Origin of the sequence: Trinickia mobilis (genome assembly GCF_017315705.1) — a bacterium.
Classification (GTDB): domain Bacteria; phylum Pseudomonadota; class Gammaproteobacteria; order Burkholderiales; family Burkholderiaceae; genus Trinickia_A; species Trinickia_A mobilis.
Genome location: NZ_JAFLRF010000010.1, coordinates 96,780 through 116,362, shown reverse-complemented (window position 1 = coordinate 116,362; position 19,583 = coordinate 96,780). Strand labels below are relative to the sequence as shown.

18 protein-coding genes are annotated in these 19,583 nt (G+C 65.8%); 9 read left to right on the top strand and 9 right to left on the bottom strand.

Going from position 1 to position 19,583, the window contains the following annotated elements; genetic code table 11:
• Nucleotides 1–131 precede the first annotated feature (131 nt).
• Together J3489_RS16070 and J3489_RS16065 are read left to right on the top strand one after the other, a co-directional pair.
• The gene (locus tag J3489_RS16070; protein WP_206999620.1) at nt 132–752 is read left to right on the top strand and encodes a Maf-like protein; all 621 of its coding nucleotides are present in this window, start codon (nt 132–134) and stop codon (nt 750–752) included.
• Complete coding sequence (locus J3489_RS16065) at nt 749–1,468, top strand: SAM-dependent methyltransferase (RefSeq protein ID WP_206999618.1); 720 nt, start codon at nt 749–751, stop codon at nt 1,466–1,468. The genes J3489_RS16070 and J3489_RS16065 overlap by 4 nt, the downstream gene beginning before the upstream one ends.
• Nucleotides 1,469–1,618: 150 nt before the next feature.
• On the opposite strand, the gene J3489_RS16060 is transcribed toward J3489_RS16065, so the two are convergent.
• Genes J3489_RS16060 through J3489_RS16045 form a run of 4 tightly spaced genes read right to left on the bottom strand, consistent with a single transcriptional unit; the run spans nt 1,619 to nt 4,751 of the window.
• Nucleotides 1,619–2,641 carry a S49 family peptidase gene (locus J3489_RS16060; protein ID WP_206999616.1) on the bottom strand — a complete coding sequence of 341 codons (1,023 nt, stop codon included), beginning with the start codon at nt 2,639–2,641 and terminating at the stop codon, nt 1,619–1,621.
• An 18-nt stretch (nt 2,642–2,659) separates the two neighbouring features.
• Nucleotides 2,660–3,052: a Rieske (2Fe-2S) protein gene (locus J3489_RS16055; RefSeq protein WP_206999614.1), complete on the bottom strand. Its 393-nt coding sequence runs from the start codon at nt 3,050–3,052 to the stop codon at nt 2,660–2,662.
• A complete protein-coding gene (locus J3489_RS16050) occupies nt 3,049–3,708 on the bottom strand; it encodes an HAD family hydrolase (RefSeq protein ID WP_206999613.1) in 660 nt (219 codons plus the stop codon). The genes J3489_RS16055 and J3489_RS16050 overlap by 4 nt, the downstream gene beginning before the upstream one ends.
• Before the next feature lie 23 nt (nt 3,709–3,731).
• The gene (locus J3489_RS16045; RefSeq protein ID WP_206999611.1) at nt 3,732–4,751 is read right to left on the bottom strand and encodes an RluA family pseudouridine synthase; all 1,020 of its coding nucleotides are present in this window, start codon (nt 4,749–4,751) and stop codon (nt 3,732–3,734) included.
• A gap of 721 nt (nt 4,752–5,472) precedes the next feature.
• Between J3489_RS16045 and J3489_RS16040 the strand changes: the two genes are divergently transcribed.
• The 6 genes from J3489_RS16040 (at nt 5,473) to J3489_RS16015 (ending at nt 12,720) form a co-directional block, all read left to right on the top strand.
• Nucleotides 5,473–8,613, top strand: coding sequence for an Rne/Rng family ribonuclease (locus J3489_RS16040; RefSeq protein WP_206999609.1), 3,141 nt, complete (start codon nt 5,473–5,475; stop codon nt 8,611–8,613).
• 133 nt (nt 8,614–8,746) lie between these two features.
• A complete protein-coding gene (gene moaA, locus J3489_RS16035) occupies nt 8,747–9,856 on the top strand; it encodes a GTP 3',8-cyclase MoaA (RefSeq protein ID WP_206999608.1) in 1,110 nt (369 codons plus the stop codon).
• Nucleotides 9,857–9,880: 24 nt separating this feature from the next.
• Entirely contained in the window at nt 9,881–10,498 is a 618-nt protein-coding gene (gene mobA / locus J3489_RS16030; RefSeq protein WP_206999606.1) for a molybdenum cofactor guanylyltransferase MobA, read from the top strand.
• A 108-nt stretch (nt 10,499–10,606) separates the two neighbouring features.
• The gene (moeA, locus tag J3489_RS16025) at nt 10,607–11,917 is read left to right on the top strand and encodes a molybdopterin molybdotransferase MoeA (RefSeq protein WP_206999604.1); all 1,311 of its coding nucleotides are present in this window, start codon (nt 10,607–10,609) and stop codon (nt 11,915–11,917) included.
• Between the two features lie 42 nt (nt 11,918–11,959).
• Nucleotides 11,960–12,235 carry a hypothetical protein gene (locus J3489_RS16020; protein WP_206999602.1) on the top strand — a complete coding sequence of 92 codons (276 nt, stop codon included), beginning with the start codon at nt 11,960–11,962 and terminating at the stop codon, nt 12,233–12,235.
• Nucleotides 12,235–12,720, top strand: coding sequence for a GNAT family N-acetyltransferase (locus J3489_RS16015; protein WP_206999600.1), 486 nt, complete (start codon nt 12,235–12,237; stop codon nt 12,718–12,720). The genes J3489_RS16020 and J3489_RS16015 overlap by 1 nt, the downstream gene beginning before the upstream one ends.
• 93 nt (nt 12,721–12,813) lie before the next feature.
• Here J3489_RS16015 and J3489_RS16010 read toward each other — a convergent pair whose 3' ends face one another.
• The 5 genes from J3489_RS16010 to pncB form a co-directional block, all read right to left on the bottom strand.
• Nucleotides 12,814–14,301: a DNA recombination protein RmuC gene (locus tag J3489_RS16010; RefSeq protein ID WP_206999598.1), complete on the bottom strand. Its 1,488-nt coding sequence runs from the start codon at nt 14,299–14,301 to the stop codon at nt 12,814–12,816.
• Nucleotides 14,298–15,287 (bottom strand): 2-hydroxyacid dehydrogenase, encoded by a 990-nt coding sequence (locus J3489_RS16005; RefSeq protein ID WP_206999596.1) that lies wholly within the window; start codon nt 15,285–15,287, stop codon nt 14,298–14,300. The genes J3489_RS16010 and J3489_RS16005 overlap by 4 nt, the downstream gene beginning before the upstream one ends.
• A 113-nt stretch (nt 15,288–15,400) precedes the next feature.
• On the bottom strand, nt 15,401–16,825 hold the full coding sequence (locus J3489_RS16000) for a sodium:proton antiporter (protein ID WP_206999595.1): 1,425 nt from the start codon (nt 16,823–16,825) through the stop codon (nt 15,401–15,403).
• Between the two features lie 58 nt (nt 16,826–16,883).
• Complete coding sequence (locus J3489_RS15995; protein ID WP_206999594.1) at nt 16,884–17,546, bottom strand: LutC/YkgG family protein; 663 nt, start codon at nt 17,544–17,546, stop codon at nt 16,884–16,886.
• A 111-nt stretch (nt 17,547–17,657) separates the two neighbouring features.
• Nucleotides 17,658–18,854 (bottom strand): nicotinate phosphoribosyltransferase, encoded by a 1,197-nt coding sequence (gene pncB / locus J3489_RS15990; protein WP_206999593.1) that lies wholly within the window; start codon nt 18,852–18,854, stop codon nt 17,658–17,660.
• Nucleotides 18,855–19,122: 268 nt separating this feature from the next.
• On the opposite strand from pncB, the gene fdxA reads away from it, so the two are divergent.
• Entirely contained in the window at nt 19,123–19,446 is a 324-nt protein-coding gene (gene fdxA / locus J3489_RS15985) for a ferredoxin FdxA (protein ID WP_206999592.1), read from the top strand.
• Nucleotides 19,447–19,583: the final 137 nt, after the last annotated feature.

The window sequence follows — 19,583 nt, the reverse complement described above, 5'->3', positions numbered from 1 at the left end:
GCGCGTATAGCACACCGATGAAAAGCCCAGCATCATATCTGCTTTACCTTTACGAGTCAAATACTTAAGGGCGCGCCGACCGCGCTGCCCGCACGCCCCTTTTGCCTGCCTATCCAACCGCCTTTCAGACCATGCCGGACTCCCTCGATCGCCCGTTGCGGCTGATTCTTGCCTCCAGTTCCCGCTATCGCCGCGAACTGCTCGAGCGCCTTCGCCTTCCCTACGAGGTGATCGTGCCCGCCATCGACGAAACCCCGCTCGCGGGCGAGGCCCCGGCTGCCACCGCGCTGCGGCTCGCCGAAGCGAAGGCGCGCGCGGCCGCACTCGGCATCGACGCCGGCCACCGCGCACTCGTGATCGGTTCGGACCAGGTCGCGACGTTCGACGGCAACCAGATCGGCAAGCCCGGTACGCACGAAAATGCGCTCGCTCAGCTTCAAGCGATGCGCGGCCGCGAAGTCGAATTCCACAGCGCGCTGTGCCTGCTCGACAGCGGCGATGGCTCGGCCCAAGTCGAAGACGTGATTACGCGGGTACGGTTTCGCGACCTCCCGGACGCCGAACTCGACGCTTACTTACGCGCCGAGGCGCCATACGACTGTGCCGGCAGCGCCAAATCCGAAGGGCTCGGCATCGCGCTGCTCGACGCGATCGACTCCGACGATCCGACCGCGCTCATCGGCCTGCCGCTGATCGCCTTGACGCGCATGCTGCGCGCGGCAGGCTATCCGCTCTTGCGAGGTGCGCGATGAACGGCGTCCTGTATTTGATTCCGAATACGCTCGGCGAAGGCGACGCCGACGCGCTCGCCGCCGTGCTGCCCGCCGCCGTGCAGGCACGCGCCGGCACGCTCGGCTACTACATCGGCGAAAACGCGAAAACGACCCGCGCGTTCTTGAAGAAAGTCGGCACTGAGCGGCCGATTCAGGAAATCGAGATTCGCGAGCTGAACGTCAATACGCCCACTGGCGAAATCGACCGCCTGCTCGCCCCGATCCTGAACGGCGCCGACGCGGGGCTGGTCTCCGAAGCCGGCTGTCCGGCAGTCGCCGACCCCGGAGCGCTGCTGGTGCGGCGGGCGCACGAGCGCGGCGTGAAAGTCGTGCCGCTCGTCGGTCCGAGTTCGATCCTGCTCGCATTGATGGCTTCCGGCCTGAACGGCCAGAGCTTCGCGTTCCACGGCTATTTGCCGGTCGATGCGGCGGAACGCGCGAAGCGCCTGCGCGAACTGGAACAGCAGTCGCGCAAAGCGAAGCAGACGCAGATTTTCATCGAGACGCCCTATCGCAACCGGGCATTGCTCGACACGCTGATCGCGACTTGCGCACCGTCGACGCTGATTTGTGTCGCCGTGGATTTGACGCTCGATACGGAAACAATCGCCAGCCGCGCGGCCGCCGAATGGAAGAAGGCGCCTGCGCTCGATTTGCACAAGCGGCCGGCGATTTTCCTGCTGCTGGCAGTTTGACGGCCCGCGCGACCGCCAAACCGATTCTCTTGCGTCGAGGAAGCTTGCCGCCCTGGCGGATGCGGCAAACCGTAAGCCCCAAAGGCCGACTCGGGCTGCAGAGCGAGGCGAAGTCAAGCCGGGCCGTCATCCAGGCCCGGCATCGGCCCATCAACGCAATTGCATCTTCCCGCTGAGGATCATCGCGTGCATGGCGGCATCGCCCACTGCAGCGCCGAACTTGCGCGCGACGCGGTCGGTAATGCTTTCCTTCACCGTGTAGTCGACGATGTCCGGCGCCTTGATGACTTCGCGCGCGACATAGTCGGTGTCGCCGAAGCCGTCGGCGAGACCCAGATCGACGCTCTTCTCGCCTGTCCAGAACAGTCCCGAAAAAATCTCCGGCGTTTCATGCAAACGCTTGCCGCGCCCTTGGCGCACGGCGTCGATGAATTGCCGGTGAATCTGGTCGAGCATCGCTTGCGCGTGCGTGTCCATGGCCGGCGTATCGGGCGAGAACGGGTCGTAGAAGCCCTTGTTTTCGCCCGACGTGCGCAGGCGCCGCTGGATGCCGAGCTTGTCCATCAACCCCGTGAACCCGAACCCGTCCATCAGAACGCCGATCGAACCGACGATGCTCGCCTTGTCGACATAGATCTTGTCGGCCGCGGCGGCGACGTAATAACAGCCCGAGGCGCACATGTCGCCGACCACCACGTAGAGCGGCTTGCTCGGATACTTGGCGCGCAGCCGGCGGATCTCGCTGTTGACGATGCCCGCCTGCACCGGGCTGCCGCCCGGGCTGTCGCTGCGCAGGATCACGCCGATGGTGCCATCGTCGTCGAAGGCGTTGTCGAGCGCGGTGTCGATGTTTTCGGCGTTCGCGTTGGTATCGGACGAAATCTCGCCGTCGAGCGAGACGAGCGCGGTGTGCCGGCCGCTCGTCGTAACCTTATCGCCGGAGAAATCGAACAGCCCCCATACCACCAGCAGCAATACCGCGAGGAACGCGAAGCGGAAGAATATCTTCCAGCGCCGCGCCGCGCGCTGTTCGTTGATTGCGGCAAGCGCAATGCGCTCGAGCGCCGCACGCTCCCAGTTCGGCTCGCGCTCTTTTGCGCGTGCACTGCCGTTTTCAGGCGGAGAAGCGGCGCGGGAAGGTTCATTGGAATCGGGATTGAGGTTGTCGGCCATGGGTCGTTAATCTGAAAATCAAAGGGTGGCCGGACGCAGGTCGCCGTCGGGCAGCCAGAACACGGCGCGGCCTTCCGGCGTATCCCGCTCGTCGACCTGAACGGGACGCAGCCTGCCGCCACGGCACGGGCCGCCGACACAGCGCCCGGTGTCCGGCGCGTAGATCGCGCCGTGCGTGGCGCACATTAAGTACAAACCCGACGATTCGAAGAACTGGCCTTCCATCCAGTCGAGCTCCATCGGCACGTGCGCGCAGCGGTTCAGGTAGCCGTAGGCGCGGCCGTCGTAGCGGACGAAGAACACGACCGCGTCACCGCCGAGATAGGAGGCCGCCATGCGCACCCCCATTGCGCCGTCGACGAGTTCGTCGGACGCGCAAACGCGCACCGGTTCGAGCGCCGCCTCGCTCATGCGTAGTCCCTCAGCCACTGGGCGAGCGAGGCGACGCTATCGGCGACGAATCGGGGCTCGAGCGCGGCCAGGGCGTCGGCGGGATGGGCGCCGTAGGTCACTGCCACGCTCGCGGTGCCCGCGTTGGTGGCCATCTGCAGATCGTGGGTCGTATCGCCGATCATCACCGTGCGGTCGAGATCCTGCCCCAGTTCGCGCGTCAGCTCCTGCAGCATGGCCGGATGCGGCTTCGAAAACGTTTCGTCCGCGCAGCGGGTGCCGTCGAAGACGCTCGTCAAATGCATCTGGTCGAGCGCACGATTCAGGCCGACGCGGCTCTTGCCGGTGGCGACGCCCAGCAGATAACCGACGTCGCGCAACTCCCGCAGCATTTCGCGCACGCCGGCAAACAGCTCCTGGTGCTCGTCTTTCGCCAGATAGTGGACGCGGTAGCGCTCCACGAGGCGCGGATAGTCGGACGGATCGAGCGTCGGCGCCGCGATTTGCAGCGCGTCGCGCAACCCGAGACCGATCACGTAGCTCGCCGCCTCGTCCGCCGGCACCGGCAAGCCGAGATCGCGGCACGCCGCCTGAATGCTGCGCGTAATGTGCGCTGTCGAATTCATCAGCGTGCCGTCCCAGTCGAAGACGATCAGGTCAAATTGCTGTCGAGCCATGCGGTTGTCGGTCCTCATGCGTGTCAAAGCGCTTCGCGCTGCGTGTTCTGGTCGCGCAGTTCGGTCAGTTGGTCGAGAAAGCTCCGGCATTCGGCGGGCAGCGGCGCGTCGAATTGCAGCGGCTCGCCGGTAATCGGATGCGTGAGGCGCAACCGGTGCGCATGCAGGAACATCCGCTTGAGGCCCGGCCGCGCATTCGCGCGGGCCAGCGCCTTGTTCAGGGCGAAATCGCCATATTTCGCGTCGCCGACGATCGGCAGCCCCAAATGCGCCAAATGGACGCGAATCTGATGCGTGCGCCCCGTTTTCAGTTCCGCTTCGAGCAGCACGTAATCCGCCCAGCGGTCGACCAGATTGAAGACCGTGTGCGACGGCAGGCCGTCGGGCTGCACGCGCACGCGCCGCTCGCCGTCGGGCGTCGAATATTTGTGCAGCGGTTCCTTGACCGCGCGCCGGCGGCCCCAGTCGCTCGCCCATTCGCCGTGGACACACGCGTAATAGCGCTTGTCCATCTTGTTGTCGCGAATCTGCTCATGCAGGCCGACGAGCGCCGCACGCTTCTTGGCGAGCATCAGGACGCCCGACGTCTCGCGGTCGAGCCGGTGCACCAATTCGAGGAATTTCCCCTGCGGCTGCGCTTCGCGCATCTGCTCGATCACGCCGAACGCGACGCCGCTGCCGCCGTGCACGGCGACGCCGGCGGGCTTGTCGATCACGAGCAGGTGTTCATCCTCGAACAGGACATCGAAGTGAGCGGCCGGCACCGGCGCGGCGAAATCTTCCGTGAAACCCTGGGCGACGCGCACCGGCGGCACGCGCACGACGTCGCCATATGCGAGCCGGTACTTTGCATCGACCCGGCCCTTATTGACGCGCACTTCGCCGCTGCGCAAGATGCGGTAAATATGGCTTTTCGGCACACCTTTACAAATGCGCAGCAGAAAATTATCGATCCGCTGCCCCGCCGAACCGTCGTCGATATGTATCATCGAGACTTGGTCGCTTGCGACTGAATTCTGGGATGTTTTGCCTAACTCATTCATTCTGAATATAATTTGCCCAGCAGTCTGCGGAAGACGGCGCATTGGCCGGAAATCGAGCGGATTGCACGAGGTGCAAGCAAGAAATCGATATTTTACTTGCTTACTTGCGCCGAGGGCTGGTTGCTCGCCCTTAAAAACGAGAAGCAACAAGTTGCACGCACGGCAACTGCATCCGGCAGGGACGGCGCCCACAGGCGCGTTCGGTCAGGGTCGGCGCCGACGGTAACGGAATTTTGGTAAAAAAGAATTTATCTGGCGAGCCTCGGAAACAAGCGATATCAAGCAACACGAGGCCCCCATTGCGAAAAAACGGCGTGCGCCCAGAGTCGTCCCGCAGAGAGCGCGGGACTTGGCGACGTCAAAACGAGCGAGACACCCTGCGCGGCTATCGAGCGTTGATCGGGCGTCCCGCGGCACTGCCGCGAACCGCAACCCGGCCGACAATCGCGCAAGCATTGTGCGAAACCAGTCGCGGCGTTTTTTTACGCTGGACGACTCGAAACGCACGGCGTGTCGCCGCCGTCTTTTGAAGCCGTGTTCGCATGCGCCCTTGTGGCCTGCGGTCTTTTTTCGGACCCAGCCCTTTCAGGCAATTCTCCCCGCCATCGTTCCTGCTCCAGCGTGCTCGTGACAACACAATAAGGACGCGGCGTACCGCTCCTGGCCCGCGGCTGGCAACCGCGCGGCACGGACCGGTATCGAGCCGCTCTGGAGCCGTTCAATGAAACGCATGCTGTTCAATGCAACGCAGCAGGAAGAACTGCGCGTTGCCATCGTCGATGGGCAAAAGCTCATCGACATCGATATCGAGACTGCCGGCCGCGAACAACGCAAAGGCAATATCTACAAAGGGATCGTCACTCGCATCGAGCCGTCGCTCGAAGCCTGCTTCGTCAACTACGGCGAAGACCGCCACGGCTTCCTGCCGTTCAAGGAAGTCGCCCGACAGTACTTCAAGGACGGCGTCGACATGCGCTCCGCGCGCATCCAGGACGCCCTGCGCGAAGGTCAGGAACTGATCGTCCAGGTCGAAAAGGAAGAGCGCGGCAACAAGGGCGCGGCGCTCACCACGTTCATCTCGCTCGCCGGGCGCTATCTGGTGCTGATGCCGAACAACCCGCGCGGCGGCGGCGTGTCGCGCCGGATCGAAGGCGACGAGCGCCAGGAGTTGCGCGAAACGATGTCGCAGCTGCAATTGCCGGACGGCATGAGCATCATCGCGCGCACGGCCGGCATCGGCCGTTCCGCCGAGGAGCTGCAGTGGGACCTGAACTACCTGATGCAACTGTGGCGCGCGATCGAAGCTGCATCGCAAAGCGGCACGGCCGGCCAGCCGATGCTGATCTATCTCGAATCGAGCCTCGTCATCCGCGCGATTCGCGACTACTTCCAGCCGGACATCGGCGAAATCCTCATCGACACCACTGAAATCCATGACCAGGCACGCGCCTTCATGGACATCGTGATGCCGGACAACGTCAACAAGGTCAAGCGCTACCACGACGACGTTCCCCTCTTCTCCCGCTTCCAGATCGAGCACCAGATCGAGACCGCGTACTCGCGCACGGTGCCGCTGCCGTCGGGCGGCGCGATCGTGATCGATCACACCGAGGCGCTCGTCGCGATCGACGTGAACTCGGCGCGTGCCACCAAGGGCGCCGACATCGAGGAAACGGCCGCGCGCACGAACCTCGAAGCCGCCGACGAAGTCGCCCGCCAGCTGCGTCTGCGCGACCTCGGCGGCCTGATCGTGATCGACTTCATCGACATGGAATCGGCCAAGAGCCAGCGCGAAGTCGAGCAGCGCCTGAAAGATGCGCTGAAGCACGACCGCGCGCGCGTCCAGATGGGCAAGATTTCCCGCTTCGGCCTGATGGAGCTGTCGCGCCAGCGTCTGCGTCCGGCGCTGTCCGAAGGCAGCCACGTCACCTGCCCGCGCTGCAACGGCACCGGCCACATTCGGGATACGGAATCGTCTGCGCTGCAAGTGCTGCGGATCATCCAAGAAGAAGCGATGAAGGAAAACACCGCGGCAATCCATTGCCAAGTGCCGGTCGAAGTGACCGCCTTCCTGCTCAACGAAAAGCGTCAGGAAATCAACAAGATCGAGTCGCGCTTCAAGGTCAACGTCGTGTTGATTCCGAACAAGCACCTCGATACGCCGCACTACAAGCTCGAACGCCTGCGCCACGACGATGCGCGCCTCGACGATCCGCGCGCGTCGTGGAAGATGGCCGAGGAAGCCGCTCGCGAGCTCGAATCGGAAACGGGCTACAGCAAGCGCATCGAAGAAGTGAAGCCGAAGCAGGAAGCGGCGGTCAAAGGCATCACGCCCGAAAAGCCGGCGCCGAGCGCACCCGTGAAGCCGGCCGCGGCCGCCACGCCGGCGCCCGCCCCGGTGACGCATGCTGGCGGCGGTTTCATCGGCTGGCTCAAGAATCTGTTCGGAATGGCGCCCGCCGCACCGGCTCCGGAACCCGTGGTCGAGCAGTCCGTGCGTCCGGCGCGTGAGCGCGCTGAGCGCACGGGCGAACGCGGCGGCGATCGCAACCGCAACCGCCGGGGCGGCCAAGGCGGCCGCGAAGGCGCTGCCGCGCGGGGCGACAGCGCGATCGGCGGCCGTCAGGCCCAGCCGTCGCAGCGTCGCGAGGAGCAGAAGGAACCACGCGAAGGCCGCGGTGGCCGCGATCAACGCGATCAGCAACGCGAAGGCCGCGAGCCGCGCGAAAGCCGCGAGGGCCGCGACCGTACGCAAGAGCGCACCGAACGTGCCGAGCGCGGCGAGGAAGTGGAAGCCGCGGCGCGCGGCGGCGAGCGTCAGGAGCGTGGCGAGCGCCGTGAGCGTGGCGAGCGTCCGGAGCGCGTGGAACGCGGCGAGCGCCGCAAGCCACAGCAGGAAATCGCCGCCGACGCAGCCGCACGCAGCGAAGCGCTTGCGGCGGAAGCAGCAGCACCGGCTGCGACTGGCGCTGGCGAAGACGGCGGATCGTTCGAGCAAGAAATGGCCGCGCGCGATGGCGAGGAGCGCCGCCGCCGCCGCCGTGGCCGCCGTGGCGGCCGTCGCGAGCGCGAGGAAGAAGGCGTGAACGTGACGCACGCAGCCGATATCGCCGAAGCCGAAGGCGCGGTCGCCGCAGTGCCGGCGATCGTTGTCGAGCATTCGCATGCCGTGGAACCCGTCGCCGCGCCGCACGAAACCGCGGCACCGGCTCCGGTCGAGGCCGTTGCGGCCCCCGAAGTGGTGGTCACGCCCGTCGAGACTCCGGCACCGGTCGCTACCGAACTGACCGAGGCGGTCGCGCAGCATGTCGAGACGGCGGCAACGCCCGCCGCGCACGACGTCGCGGCCGTTGCCGTGCACGCCGAGCCGGTCGTTACCTCATCTCAGGTCGAAACGCAGCAACCCGTAGCCACCGCTCCGGTTTTCGTACCGGCTGCATCGTCAACACCGGTCGAAGAACCCGCGCCGGCGATGGCCGCGGGGGTCGCGGCACCTGCAGCAGAGGTCCAGCCGGTGAGCGTCGCTCAACCGGCCGAGCCGGTCGCCGAGGTGGCGCCGGTCACGCACGTCGCGCCGGTTGAAGCACCGGCATCAGTCCCGGTCGAAACGCACCCCGCGCCGCAAGCCGCCGCCGCACACGCTCCGGCGCCGCGCGCGAACGGACTGTCGTCCGCGGACTTGCAGCCGATGCTCGAATCGGCCGGCCTCGTCTGGGTCAACACCGACGCCGACAAGCTCCGCGCAGCGCAGGAAGCTGCCGCGCTTGCGGTGAAACCGGCCCGCATGCCGCGCGAGCGCAAATCGCTGCCGCCGGTGGACACCACGCCGATGCAGCAAGTGGAAACGATGAAGCACGACTAAGCGTCGCGCTTTCAGCGTACGAAAGCCCGCCCTTCGAGGCGGGCTTTTTTGTCGACCCGAGTTTGCGCTTTAGCTGCCGGTCGAGCGACGCCTCTTCCGCTAAAATGAAGACCTAACGTCCTTCTTACCCATCATGCAGCGACGCATCATCCCTGTTGCCGACTTCAGCACGATCCCCGCCACGCCGGCGGTCACACTGGCGCCGAGCGGCCTGCTCGCCGATACGCTGGCGCGGCCGTTGCGCGATCTGCGCATTTCGGTCACGGACCGCTGCAACTTCCGTTGCGTCTACTGCATGCCCCGCGCGGTCTTCGACAAGGACTACCCGTTCTTGCCGCACGCCGCGCTCTTGAGCTTCGAGGAAATCGAACGACTGGCGCGGCTTTTCATCGCACACGGCGTCGAGAAGATCCGCCTGACGGGCGGCGAGCCGCTCTTGCGCAAGGACATCGAGCACCTGATCGAACGCCTCGCCGCGCTGACGACGCCGGACGGCCGCTCCCTCGACCTGACGCTCACGACCAACGGCTCGCTCCTCGCGCGCAAGGCTCGCGCGCTCAAAGACGCGGGCCTCACTCGCGTCACGGTCAGCCTCGACGCGCTCGACGACGCCCTGTTCCAGCGCATGAACGACGCCGGCTATTCGGCGGCGAACGTGCTCGAAGGCATCGCGGCGGCACAAGCGGCAGGGCTCGCGCCGCTCAAGGTGAACATGGTCGTCAAGCGCGGCACGAACGACAGCGAAATCGTGCCGATGGCGCGGCATTTCAAAGGCTCGGGGGTGGTGCTGCGCTTTATCGAGTACATGGACGTGGGCACGTCGAATGGCTGGAACATGGCGGAAGTGCTGCCGTCGGCCGAGGTCGTCGCGCGCGTCGCCGAGCACTTCCCGCTCGTGCCGCTCGAGGCGCACAGCGCGGCCGAAACCGCGCAGCGCTGGGGCTACGCGGACAGCAGCGGCGAAATCGGCGTCATCTCGAGCGTCACGCGCGCGTTTTGCGGTACCTGCACGCGCGCGCGGCTGTCGACTGAGGGCAAGCTGTACCTGTGCCTGTTCGCCTCTTCCGGGCACGACCTGCGCGCGCTCTTGCGCAACGGCGCCTCCGATGCCGACATCGCGTCCGCCGTCGCCCATATCTGGCAAGCACGCGGCGACCGTTACTCGCAGTTGCGCGGCAGCGCCATGGCCCAAGCGCAAGAGCCGGGCGCGCATCGAGTCGAAATGTCGTATATCGGCGGCTGAGCAAACCCAGGCGACTGCTGCTCAATGGCTCCCATCCCAGACCGCCGCATCACCGGCCTCATCCTCGCGGGCGGGCGCGGGGCGCGCATGGGCGGCGTCGACAAGGGATTGCAAACGCTGCACGGCGAGCCGCTCGCGCTGCACGTCGCGAAGCGCATCGCCCCGCAGACCCGCGCCCTCATTATCAGCGCGAACCGGCATCTCGACGGTTACCGGACACTCGGCGCGCCGTTCGGCGCGGCTGTCATCAGCGATTCATCGAGCGGCTTTCCCGGGCCGCTGGCCGGCATCCTCGCCGGGCTGCGCGCGGCGCGCACCGAGCTCGTGCTTTGCGCCCCGTGCGATTCGCCCTTTCTGGCACTCGATCTCGCCGACCGCCTCGCCGCCGCCCTCGACGCGAACCTCGCCGATATTGCGACCGCGACGACCACCAGCGCCGACGGCCAGCCATCGGCTCATCCTGTGTTCGCGCTGCTGCGCACGTCGCTCGCCGACGACCTTGCGGCCTTTCTGGATGGCGGCGAGCGCAAGGTTCGCGCGTGGTACGCGCGCCACATGACAGCCGAAGTGGGCTTTGCCGACGAGCGTGCGTTTTACAATGTCAACTCTTTGCAAGAACTCGCCGACCTTGAGCGTGCGTGAAGTGTTTGCAGGACGCCACGTTCCTCCGCGCGCCACCCGATCCGATTCGCCCAGCCAGCGCCACGCACGCCCGTGCAGATGGCATGACCGGGACGCGCCTCACCGCCGATGACCACGCTCAACGACCTGACCAGTTGTATTGCCCAGTTCGATCCCAACGCGATGCCGGTTCACGCCGCGCAGGCGATCGTGCGCCAATGGGCGGTGCCGGTCGCGACGGTCGAGCGGGTCGCGCTGCGTGCCGCGCTCAATCGCGTGCTGGCCGAGGACATTGCCTCGCCGATCGATGTTCCTGCACACGACAACTCCGCAATGGACGGCTACGCGTTCGACGGCGCCGCCCTCTCCGGTCACGCGAGTTCCGGCGGCGATACGCTGACGCTGCGCGTCGCGGGCCAGGCGTTCGCCGGGCATCCGTTCGAGCACGCGGCGGCCTCGGGCGAATGTGTCCGCATCATGACGGGCGCGGCGATGCCGGCCGGTTGCGATACGGTCGTCCCGCAGGAATTCGTCACGCGCGCTGAAAACGGCAACATCAGCTTCGATCCGCAGCGCTTGGCGCGCGGCGCCAATTGCCGGCACGCCGGCGAAGACCTCGCGAAAGGACAGTCCGCCTTGCGCGCGGGCCGCATCCTGCGCTCGTCGGATCTCGGCCTGTTGGCATCGCTTGGAATCGGCGAAGTAGCGGTGCGGCGGCGTCTGCGCGTCGCGTTCTTGTCCACCGGCGACGAACTGCGCTCGATCGGCGAGCCGCTTCCCGCCGGCTGCGTGTACGACAGCAACCGCTACACGCTCTTTGCGATGCTCGAGCGTCTGAACGTCGACACGCTCGATCTCGGCGTGGTCCGCGACGAGCCCGCTGCGCTCGAAGCAGCGCTGCGTCAGGCCGCGGAAAGCGCCGATGTCGTGCTGACTTCGGGTGGCGTATCGGTCGGCGAGGCCGACTTCACGCGGAAAATGCTGCAGACGTTCGGCGACGTCGCGTTCTGGAGCATGGCGATGCGCCCCGGCCGGCCGCTCGCGTTCGGCCGCGTCTGGTCCGGCGGACGGCCCGCCGAAGGGCGCCCCGCGCTCTTCTTCGGGTTGCCGGGCAACCCGGTGGCGGTCATGGTCACGTTCTATCAGATCGTGCGCGAGGCGCTCGTCGCGATGTCGGGCGCCGAGCCGCAAGCGCCGCTCTCTTTCGCCGCGACGAGCACGCAGCCGCTCAGGAAACGCGCCGGCCGCACCGAATTCCTGCGCGGCATCGCCACGCGCGACGCCGACGGCCGCTGGCGCGTCGCACCGACCCGCTCGCAGAGCTCCGGCGTCTTAAGCTCGATGAGCGAAGCGAATTGCTTTATCGTGCTGGCACATGATCAAACCGACGTCGGCGCAGGCGAAGCCGTCGACATCATGCCCTTTGACGGGCTCATCTGAATCATCGCTTTTGGAATCACCACTTATACGGGGCTTCACGCAATGAAAAAACAAATCTCGTCGATCGCGGCCGGGCAGACCGCCAAAGCGCTCATCCTGGTCTACCTGACGTTCAGCGTGCCGATCGTGCTGCTCGGTATTCTGGTGGCGTTCATCCGCTACGGCTCGGTGGAGCTGAGCACGATTTTCAGCGCACTGATCCTGAACGCGATTCTCGGTTTCGTGCTGCTGTGGATCGCGTGCCACGCGTACAACTGGGTGGCGTCGCGCTTCGGCGGCATCGAGATCGTGCTCTCCGACGTGCCCGAGGAAGCGTGATGAGCACGGTGATCCGTCAGGCAGCGCCCGCCGACGTCGGCGCGATCTTCGCGCTGATGCTCGAGCTCGCCGAATTCGAAAAGCTCACGCACCTGTTCGTCGCGACCGAAGCCGGCGTGCGCGACGCACTGTTCGGCGAGCAGCGCGCCGCGGAAGCGCTGGTGGCCGAAGCTGGCGGCCGGATCGTCGGCTATGCGCTCTTCTTCCACAATTTTTCGACGTTTCTTGGCCGGCGCGGCTTGTATCTCGAAGATCTGTATGTTCAGCCGCCGCAGCGCGGCAGCGGTCTCGGCAAGGCGATGCTGCGGCGGCTCGCGGCGATTGCCGTCGAGCGGCAGTGCGGCCGCTTCGAGTGGTCGGTGCTCGACTGGAATCAGAACGCGATCGATTTCTACGAGAAGATGGGCGCGACCGTGCTGCCCGATTGGCGCATCGTCCGCATGACGGGCGAGGCGCTCGCGCAACTCGCCGACGGCGGGTCTTGAAGCGGGGTCCGGCGGCGCGAGGCCGCCGGCGGTTCGTTCTACGCTCGCGCCTTTTCTAGGCGCCCGCAAGCACCTTTAGGCACCTCAAACGCCTCACGGCTCCTCGGTTTCCGCGTTCGAATACGCATCGCCCAAGAGGCCGCTGGCCTGTTCCCCGGGCAACGCCTCGACATCGCGCAACTTGCGAGTCATCGCGCGCGTACGCACCTCGGCCTGTTCGATCGAACGCGTGACCGTTTCCAGTTGCGACTTCGTCTTCGCAAGCACGTCGCCGAATTTGCCGAACTCGGTCTTCACCGCGCCGAGCACCTGCCACACCTCGCTCGAGCGCTTCTCAATCGCCAGCGTCCTGAAACCCATTTGCAGGCTGTTGAGCAACGCGGTGAGCGTCGTCGGTCCGGCGATCGTCACGCGGTAGTCGCGCTGCAGCAGGTCCGTCAGGCCGGGGCGGCGCAGGATCTCAGCGTAAAGGCCCTCGGTCGGCAGAAACAGCAGCGCGAAATCGGTCGTGTGCGGCGGCGCGACGTACTTTTCAGCGATCGTGCGTGCCTCGTTGCGCACGCGGGTTTCCAGCGCGCGCGACGCCGCCTCTACCGCTTCCGGATCGGCACGATCCTGCGCCTCGATCAAGCGCTCGTAGTCCTCGCGCGGAAACTTGGCGTCGATCGGCAGCCATACCGGCGTCGCTTCGCCCTGTCCGTCCGCGCTTTCGAGCCGTCCCGGCAGCTTGATCGCAAATTCGACGCGCTCGCCGCTCTTCGGCACCGTCGCGACGTTCTTCGCGTACTGGTCCGGCGTCAGCATCTGTTCGAGCAGCGCTTCGAGCTGCACTTCGCCCCAGGTGCCGCGCGTCTTCACGTTGGTCAGCACCTTCTTCAGATCGCCGACACCCGCGGCGAGCGTCTGCATTTCGCCGAGCCCGCGATGCACCTGCTCGAGCCGGTCCGACACGAGCTTGAACGATTCGCCAAGGCGCTGCTCGAGCGTCGCGTGCAGCTTTTCGTCGACGGTGCGGCGCATCTCTTCGAGCTTCGTCGCGTTGTTCGCTTCGATGTCCTTCAGGCGCTGTTCGATCGTCGCGCGCACTTCGGCAAAGCGCCGGTCGTTCGCTTCGGTCAGTTGCGCGAGCTGCGTGGCGAGCGTTTCACCGAAGCGCTTGAGCGTGAGGCCCTGCTCGTCGCGTGCCTGCTGCGCTTGCAACTGGAGACTTTCGCGCACCGTATCGAGCTGCTTGCCGTTGCTTTCGGTCAGTTGCGCGAGACGCTGCGCAAAGTCTTCGATCTTGTTGTTCTGCACCGTCGCGATGCTGGTGAGCTGCGCGGCGAGCATCTGCTGAACGTGCGTAAAGCCCGCGCCCAGCTCGGTGCGCGATTGACGCGACGTCTCGGCGATCTCGCCGCGCAATTCGCGTTCGAGACGCTCGTAGGCGCGCGCCTGCTTCTCGGCGCCTTCGAGCATCTGCTCGCCGAGTTCCGTGAACGCGTGCTCGTTCGCGCGCCCCGCGCCCTTCATGAGCACCACGAGCGCAATCACCAGCGCCACCGCGAGCAGCGCGACCGCTGCCACGAGAATCGTCGTCATGAGCGCGCCTTGCCGAGCACTTCAGGGTTGATCGGATTCGGCGGACGCCCCGCCTGCGGGCCCTCGCCCAGCGCGGCGATCAGATTGTCGGCGGCGAGGTTCGCCATCGCGCGGCGCGTCGCTTCCGTTGCGCTCGCGATGTGCGGAGTCAGCACGACATTCGACACCGTGAGCAAATCGGGATGCACGCTCGGCTCGCCTTCGAACACGTCGAGACCGGCCGCGCCGATGCGCTTGGCGCGCAGCGCCTCGGCGAGCGCCGCGTCGTCGACGATGCCGCCGCGCGCGATATTGGTGAGCGTCGCGGCCGGCTTCATCAACGCGAGTTCGGCGGCGCCGATCGTGTGATGGCTCTCGGCCGAGTACGGCAGCACGAGGACGACGTGGTCCGCGGTCCGCAGCAGGTGTTCCTTCGACGCGTACTCGGCGTTCAGCTCCGCCTCGATCTGCGGCGCAACGCGCGAACGGTTGTGGTAGATGACGCGCATGTCGAAGCCGCGCGCGCGGCGCGCGAGCGCTTGCCCGATGCGGCCCATGCCGACGATGCCGAGCGTCGAGCCGTAGACATCGGTGCCGAGGAAGCCGTCGTACGCCCACTTCTGCCACTTGCCGGCGCGCAGCCAGTGCTCCGATTCGGTCACGCGGCGCGCGGCGGCCATCATCAGCGCCCAGCCGAAATCGGCGGTCGATTCGTTCAGCACGTCCGGCGTGTTCGTGCCGAGCACGTTCGCGGCGTTGAACGCCGCCATGTCGAAGTTGTTGAAGCCGACCGCCATGTTCGACACGACGCGCAAACGCGGCGCCGCTGCGATCGCCGCCGCGCCGACCGGCTCGCCGGCGGTCAGCGCGCCGTCTTTGTCCGCCAGTCGCGCGGCCAGTTCGGCGGCGGACAGCACGTCGCCCTGATTCCAGTCCACTTCGAAATACTGCTTGAGCCGCTCGACCACGTCCGGAAAAATCGGACGCGCAACCAGGATCTTCTGCATGCTTTGTCTCCGAATCGTGCGCCGCGTCGCAAAGCGCCGCGCGCGCAATGACGTCAAACTGCGAATTCAATCCGCGCCGCCGGACCCGGAGGTCCTAAGCGAGGCGCGCCACCTCAAAAGAAGAGCCACGTCGTCACGAGAAAGACGGGCACCAGCACCGCTCCCGACCACCCCAGGTACGCAAAGAAACTCGGCATGCGCACGCCGCGCGATTCGGCGATCGCCTTCACCATGAAGTTCGGCGCGTTGCCGATGTAGCTGTTCGCGCCCATGAAGACCGCGCCCGCCGAGATGGCGGCGAGCGTGGTCGCGCCGGTGCTCATGAGCGTCTGCGCGTTGCCGCCTGCGAGGTTGAAGAACACGAGATAGGTCGGCGCGTTGTCGAGGAACGACGACAGGATGCCGGTCGCCCAGAAATACATGGCGTCGATCGGCTTGCCGTGTGCGTCGGTGACGAGGCTCGTCACGTGCGCGAACGCGCCGGCCGGCCCGGCGCGCAGGATCATGATGACCGGCGCGATCGTCACGAAGATGCCGGCGAAGAGCTTCGCGACTTCTTCGATCGGCGCCCAGTTGAACGCGTTGCCGGCGCGCGCCGAGCGCGGCGTCACCGCGAGCGACGCGAGCGTCAGCACGATCAGCGCCACATCGCGCACCGCGTTTTGCAGCTCGACGCGCGTGCCGATGACGTCGAAGCCGATGCCCGGCCGCCAGATGCCGCTCATCAGCACGAGACCGGCCACCATCGCGAGCAGCACGAAATTGATCTTGCCGTCGATCGAGATGCCGTGCGTATCGGGCGTCGGGTCGAGAAACCGGGAGCGCTCTTCGCTGCGGCAATGGAAGTAATAGGCGTCGAGCGCGTAGAACGACGCGAGCAGCACGGCGCAGATGAACAGCATCGGCAGCGCGAGATGCTGCGTCGTCCAGAAGAAGCTCACGCCGTTCAGGAAGCCGAGAAAAAGCGGCGGATCGCCGAGCGGCGATAGCGAACCGCCCGCGTTCGCCACGAGAAAGATGAAGAACACGACGACGTGCACGACGTGCTTGCGATTGTCGTTCGCGCGCAGGAGCGGGCGGATCAAGAGCATCGCCGCGCCGGTCGTGCCCATGATGCTCGCGAGCACGGTGCCGAGCGCGAGAATCGCCGTATTGAGCTTTGGCGAGCCGTGCAGATTGCCGCGCACGCAGATGCCGCCGGCGATGGTATAGAGCGCCGTCAGCAGCACGATGAACGGCACGTACTCCTCCAGAAGCGCATGCGCAAGCGTGCCGAGCGCGGCTCCCGCGCCAAATGCGAGCGCGAACGGCACGAGAAACAGCGCGCCCCACGCGGCTGCAATCTTGCCGAAGTGGTCGTGCCAGAAGATCGGGGCGACGAGCGGGAAGATCGCGATCGACAGCAGGATGCCCGCGAACGGGGCAGCCCACAGCGCCGACAGCGGGGCGCCGCCGATCGCCGCGGCCGACGCCGTCACGGGCCACACAGCCGACACAACCGCCAGCGCCATGCACGCCGATGCGGCAAGCCGTTTCATGTTTTGCAGCCCCTTGTTGTCGAGAATGACCTCGGACGCCGGCCGATGGCGCGACGGCTCAAGCGCCGCGCACGATGATCGCGTGCACGCGATATGGCCCGTGCGCGCCGAGGACGATGGTCTGCTCGATGTCGCCGGTGCGCGACGGCCCCGACACAAAATTGACCGCGCGCGGCAGCTCGCCGCGTTCGGCGCGGATGAGCGCGAACGCCTCTTCGTGGCCCGCGACGATGCGCGAAGCGGGCACGATCGCGATGTGCGTTTCAGGCAACAGCCCCGCGGAAGCGTACGTTTGCGGCCCGGACAGCAGCACGAGCGAGCCGGTCTCGGCCGTCGCGCAGAAACAGCCGGTGATGCCGACGAGATCGGCGTTCTGCGGCTTGCGGAACTCGACCGCGAGGCCTGCCTCGCCCCACGGCAATGCCTCGAGCGTTTGCCAGGCGATGGCGGAGGTCGGCAAGCCGTGCTCGGTCAGATAGCGATGCGCGGCAGCGGGCGCTTCGGCGAGCGCCGCGACTTCGTCGACCGTAGTCGACAACTGCTGTGCCTCGGCGACGAAGCGCGCGACGAGATCGTCCGGCATCGGCGGACGCGGCCCTTCGGGATGACGCGCGAGATAGTCGGCCACGGCCTCGTGTTCGGCAGCGTCGGGTTGCGCCGGCCGGCCCTGGGCGGCGCGTATGCGCGCCAGGATATTGCGGCGAGAAGCCGATGTATCCATGTGCGTTCCTCTTGACGATGCCGTTGGTGACAGACGCAATTATACCGGCGCCCCGCAGGACGCCTCCCGTAGGGAGGCGGACAAGGAAGTGCTCTTGGGGCGCGCCGCCCTTTACTTCTCGACGTCTTCGGCCGGCGTCTCGATGCCGAACACCTGACGCAGATACGCGAGGTAGGCCTTGTCGTCGCACATGTTCTTGCCCGGCGAATCGGACAGTTTCGCAACCGGCTGGCCGTTGCAGCGGACCATCTTGATGACGATCTGCAGCGGGTTGTAGCCGAGATCGTTAGTGAGGTTCGTGCCGACGCCGAAAGCGAGCCGGCAGCGCCCGCGAAAGCGTTCGTAGAGCTGCAGCACCTTGGGGATATCGAGCGCGTCGGAGAACACGAGCACCTTCGTGCGCGGATCGCAGCGGTTTTCCTCGTAATGGCGCAGGAGACGCTCGCCCCAATCGAACGGGTCGCCCGAATCGTGGCGCGCACCGTCGAAGAGCTTGCAGAAATACATGTCGAAATCGCGCAGGAACGCCTGCATGCCGTAGACGTCGGACAGCGCGATGCCCAGATCGCCGCGATACTCCTTCGCCCACATCTCGAATCCGTAGATCTGCGAATCGCGCAGACGCGGCCCGAGCGCCTGGCACGCCTGCAGGTATTCGTGCGCCATCGTGCCAAGCGGCGTCAAGCCGTGCTTCTTCGCGTAATACACGTTGCTCGTGCCGGTGAACTGCTCGGAAATGCGCTCCTTCAGCGTCAGGATCACCTCTTCGTGCCAGGCCTTCGAGAAGCGCCGGCGCGTGCCGTAGTCGGCGATCTTGCAGTCCGCGAATTCCGGGCGCGCGCCGAGCAGCGCGATCTTGTCGTGCAGGCGCTCGCGGCCGCTCGCGTAGTCGGGCGCTGTTTGCGTATTGCGGAAGTACACCTCATTGACGATCGCGAGCACGGGGATCTCGAAGAGGATCGTGTGCAGCCACGGCCCCTTGATCTCGATGTCGATCTCGCCGTTACCCTTCTTCGACGCCTCGATCGAGATGTACTTTTCGTTCAGGTGAAAGAGCGCGAGGAAATCGATGAAATCGCTCTTGATGAAACGCATCCGCCGCAGGTAGTCGAGGTCGTCGTCGGCGAAGCGCAGTTCGCAGAGCTTCTTGACCTCGTCGCGAATCTCGTCGATGTACGGCACGAGATTCACCGCCGGCGTGCGGCACTTGAACCGGTATTCGGCGTTGGCGGCGGGAAAATGATGCAGGACGACCTGCATCATCGTGAATTTGTACAGATCGGTGTCGAGCAGCGAAGTAATGATCATGATTTCAACCGGACTGCGAACGTTCGAACCCAATTGCCCGGCTCGGCGCCCGGCGTGTTGCCGCGCCGCCTGCGACCCGGCATTGAGGCCATGTTACCCGAATGCGTGCCGGAACACGGCGCAACCGGACGGACCCGTCCGCCCCATAAACTAATCACCAATCGGTATAAAGATGCCGAAGACCCAATTGCATGCGGTTTTGGACGTTACGCTACAATAGCTCTTTTGGCGTTTCGCCTCCCCCATACCCCTGTGTGCAGGAGCTTGAATGACTCACGTTGTGACCGAAAGCTGCATCAAATGCCGCTACACCGATTGCGTGGACGTATGTCCGGTGGATTGCTTTCGCGAAGGTCCCAACTTCCTCGCGATCGACCCCGATGAATGCATCGACTGCGCCGTCTGCGTCGCCGAATGCCCGGTGAACGCGATCTACGCCGAGGAAGACGTCCCCGGCGATCAGCAGCACTTCACCCCGCTCAACGCGGAGCTCGCGAAGAACTGGCCGAGCATCACGAAGACGAAGGCTCCGCTGCCGGAAGCCGACGAGTGGAAGGACGTGAAGGACAAGCTCAATCTGCTCGAACGCTAAGTCCGTGCCCGGCCGCGGCGTTTGCCCTGCGAGCCTCGCGCGGTGAGGCCCTGCCGGCCCTTCGGCATCAGTGAAATGATCGAAGGGTATTGACAGGGTCGGCAACGGCCAATAAAATCTCCCTTCTCTGCTGTTGT

What these genes read in the sequence shown, in the direction of transcription:
- J3489_RS16070 (WP_206999620.1), top strand. Translation starts at nt 132, where the DNA reads ATGCCGGACTCCCTCGATCGCCCGTTGCGGCTGATTCTTGCCTCCAGT.
- J3489_RS16065 (WP_206999618.1), top strand. Translation starts at nt 749, where the DNA reads ATGAACGGCGTCCTGTATTTGATTCCGAATACGCTCGGCGAAGGCGAC.
- J3489_RS16060 (WP_206999616.1), bottom strand. Translation starts at nt 2,641, where the DNA reads ATGGCCGACAACCTCAATCCCGATTCCAATGAACCTTCCCGCGCCGCT.
- J3489_RS16055 (WP_206999614.1), bottom strand. Translation starts at nt 3,052, where the DNA reads ATGAGCGAGGCGGCGCTCGAACCGGTGCGCGTTTGCGCGTCCGACGAA.
- J3489_RS16050 (WP_206999613.1), bottom strand. Translation starts at nt 3,708, where the DNA reads ATGGCTCGACAGCAATTTGACCTGATCGTCTTCGACTGGGACGGCACG.
- J3489_RS16045 (WP_206999611.1), bottom strand. Translation starts at nt 4,751, where the DNA reads ATGAATGAGTTAGGCAAAACATCCCAGAATTCAGTCGCAAGCGACCAA.
- J3489_RS16040 (WP_206999609.1), top strand. Translation starts at nt 5,473, where the DNA reads ATGAAACGCATGCTGTTCAATGCAACGCAGCAGGAAGAACTGCGCGTT.
- moaA (WP_206999608.1), top strand. Translation starts at nt 8,747, where the DNA reads ATGCAGCGACGCATCATCCCTGTTGCCGACTTCAGCACGATCCCCGCC.
- mobA (WP_206999606.1), top strand. Translation starts at nt 9,881, where the DNA reads ATGGCTCCCATCCCAGACCGCCGCATCACCGGCCTCATCCTCGCGGGC.
- moeA (WP_206999604.1), top strand. Translation starts at nt 10,607, where the DNA reads ATGACCACGCTCAACGACCTGACCAGTTGTATTGCCCAGTTCGATCCC.
- J3489_RS16020 (WP_206999602.1), top strand. Translation starts at nt 11,960, where the DNA reads ATGAAAAAACAAATCTCGTCGATCGCGGCCGGGCAGACCGCCAAAGCG.
- J3489_RS16015 (WP_206999600.1), top strand. Translation starts at nt 12,235, where the DNA reads ATGAGCACGGTGATCCGTCAGGCAGCGCCCGCCGACGTCGGCGCGATC.
- J3489_RS16010 (WP_206999598.1), bottom strand. Translation starts at nt 14,301, where the DNA reads ATGACGACGATTCTCGTGGCAGCGGTCGCGCTGCTCGCGGTGGCGCTG.
- J3489_RS16005 (WP_206999596.1), bottom strand. Translation starts at nt 15,287, where the DNA reads ATGCAGAAGATCCTGGTTGCGCGTCCGATTTTTCCGGACGTGGTCGAG.
- J3489_RS16000 (WP_206999595.1), bottom strand. Translation starts at nt 16,825, where the DNA reads ATGAAACGGCTTGCCGCATCGGCGTGCATGGCGCTGGCGGTTGTGTCG.
- J3489_RS15995 (WP_206999594.1), bottom strand. Translation starts at nt 17,546, where the DNA reads ATGGATACATCGGCTTCTCGCCGCAATATCCTGGCGCGCATACGCGCC.
- pncB (WP_206999593.1), bottom strand. Translation starts at nt 18,854, where the DNA reads ATGATCATTACTTCGCTGCTCGACACCGATCTGTACAAATTCACGATG.
- fdxA (WP_206999592.1), top strand. Translation starts at nt 19,123, where the DNA reads ATGACTCACGTTGTGACCGAAAGCTGCATCAAATGCCGCTACACCGAT.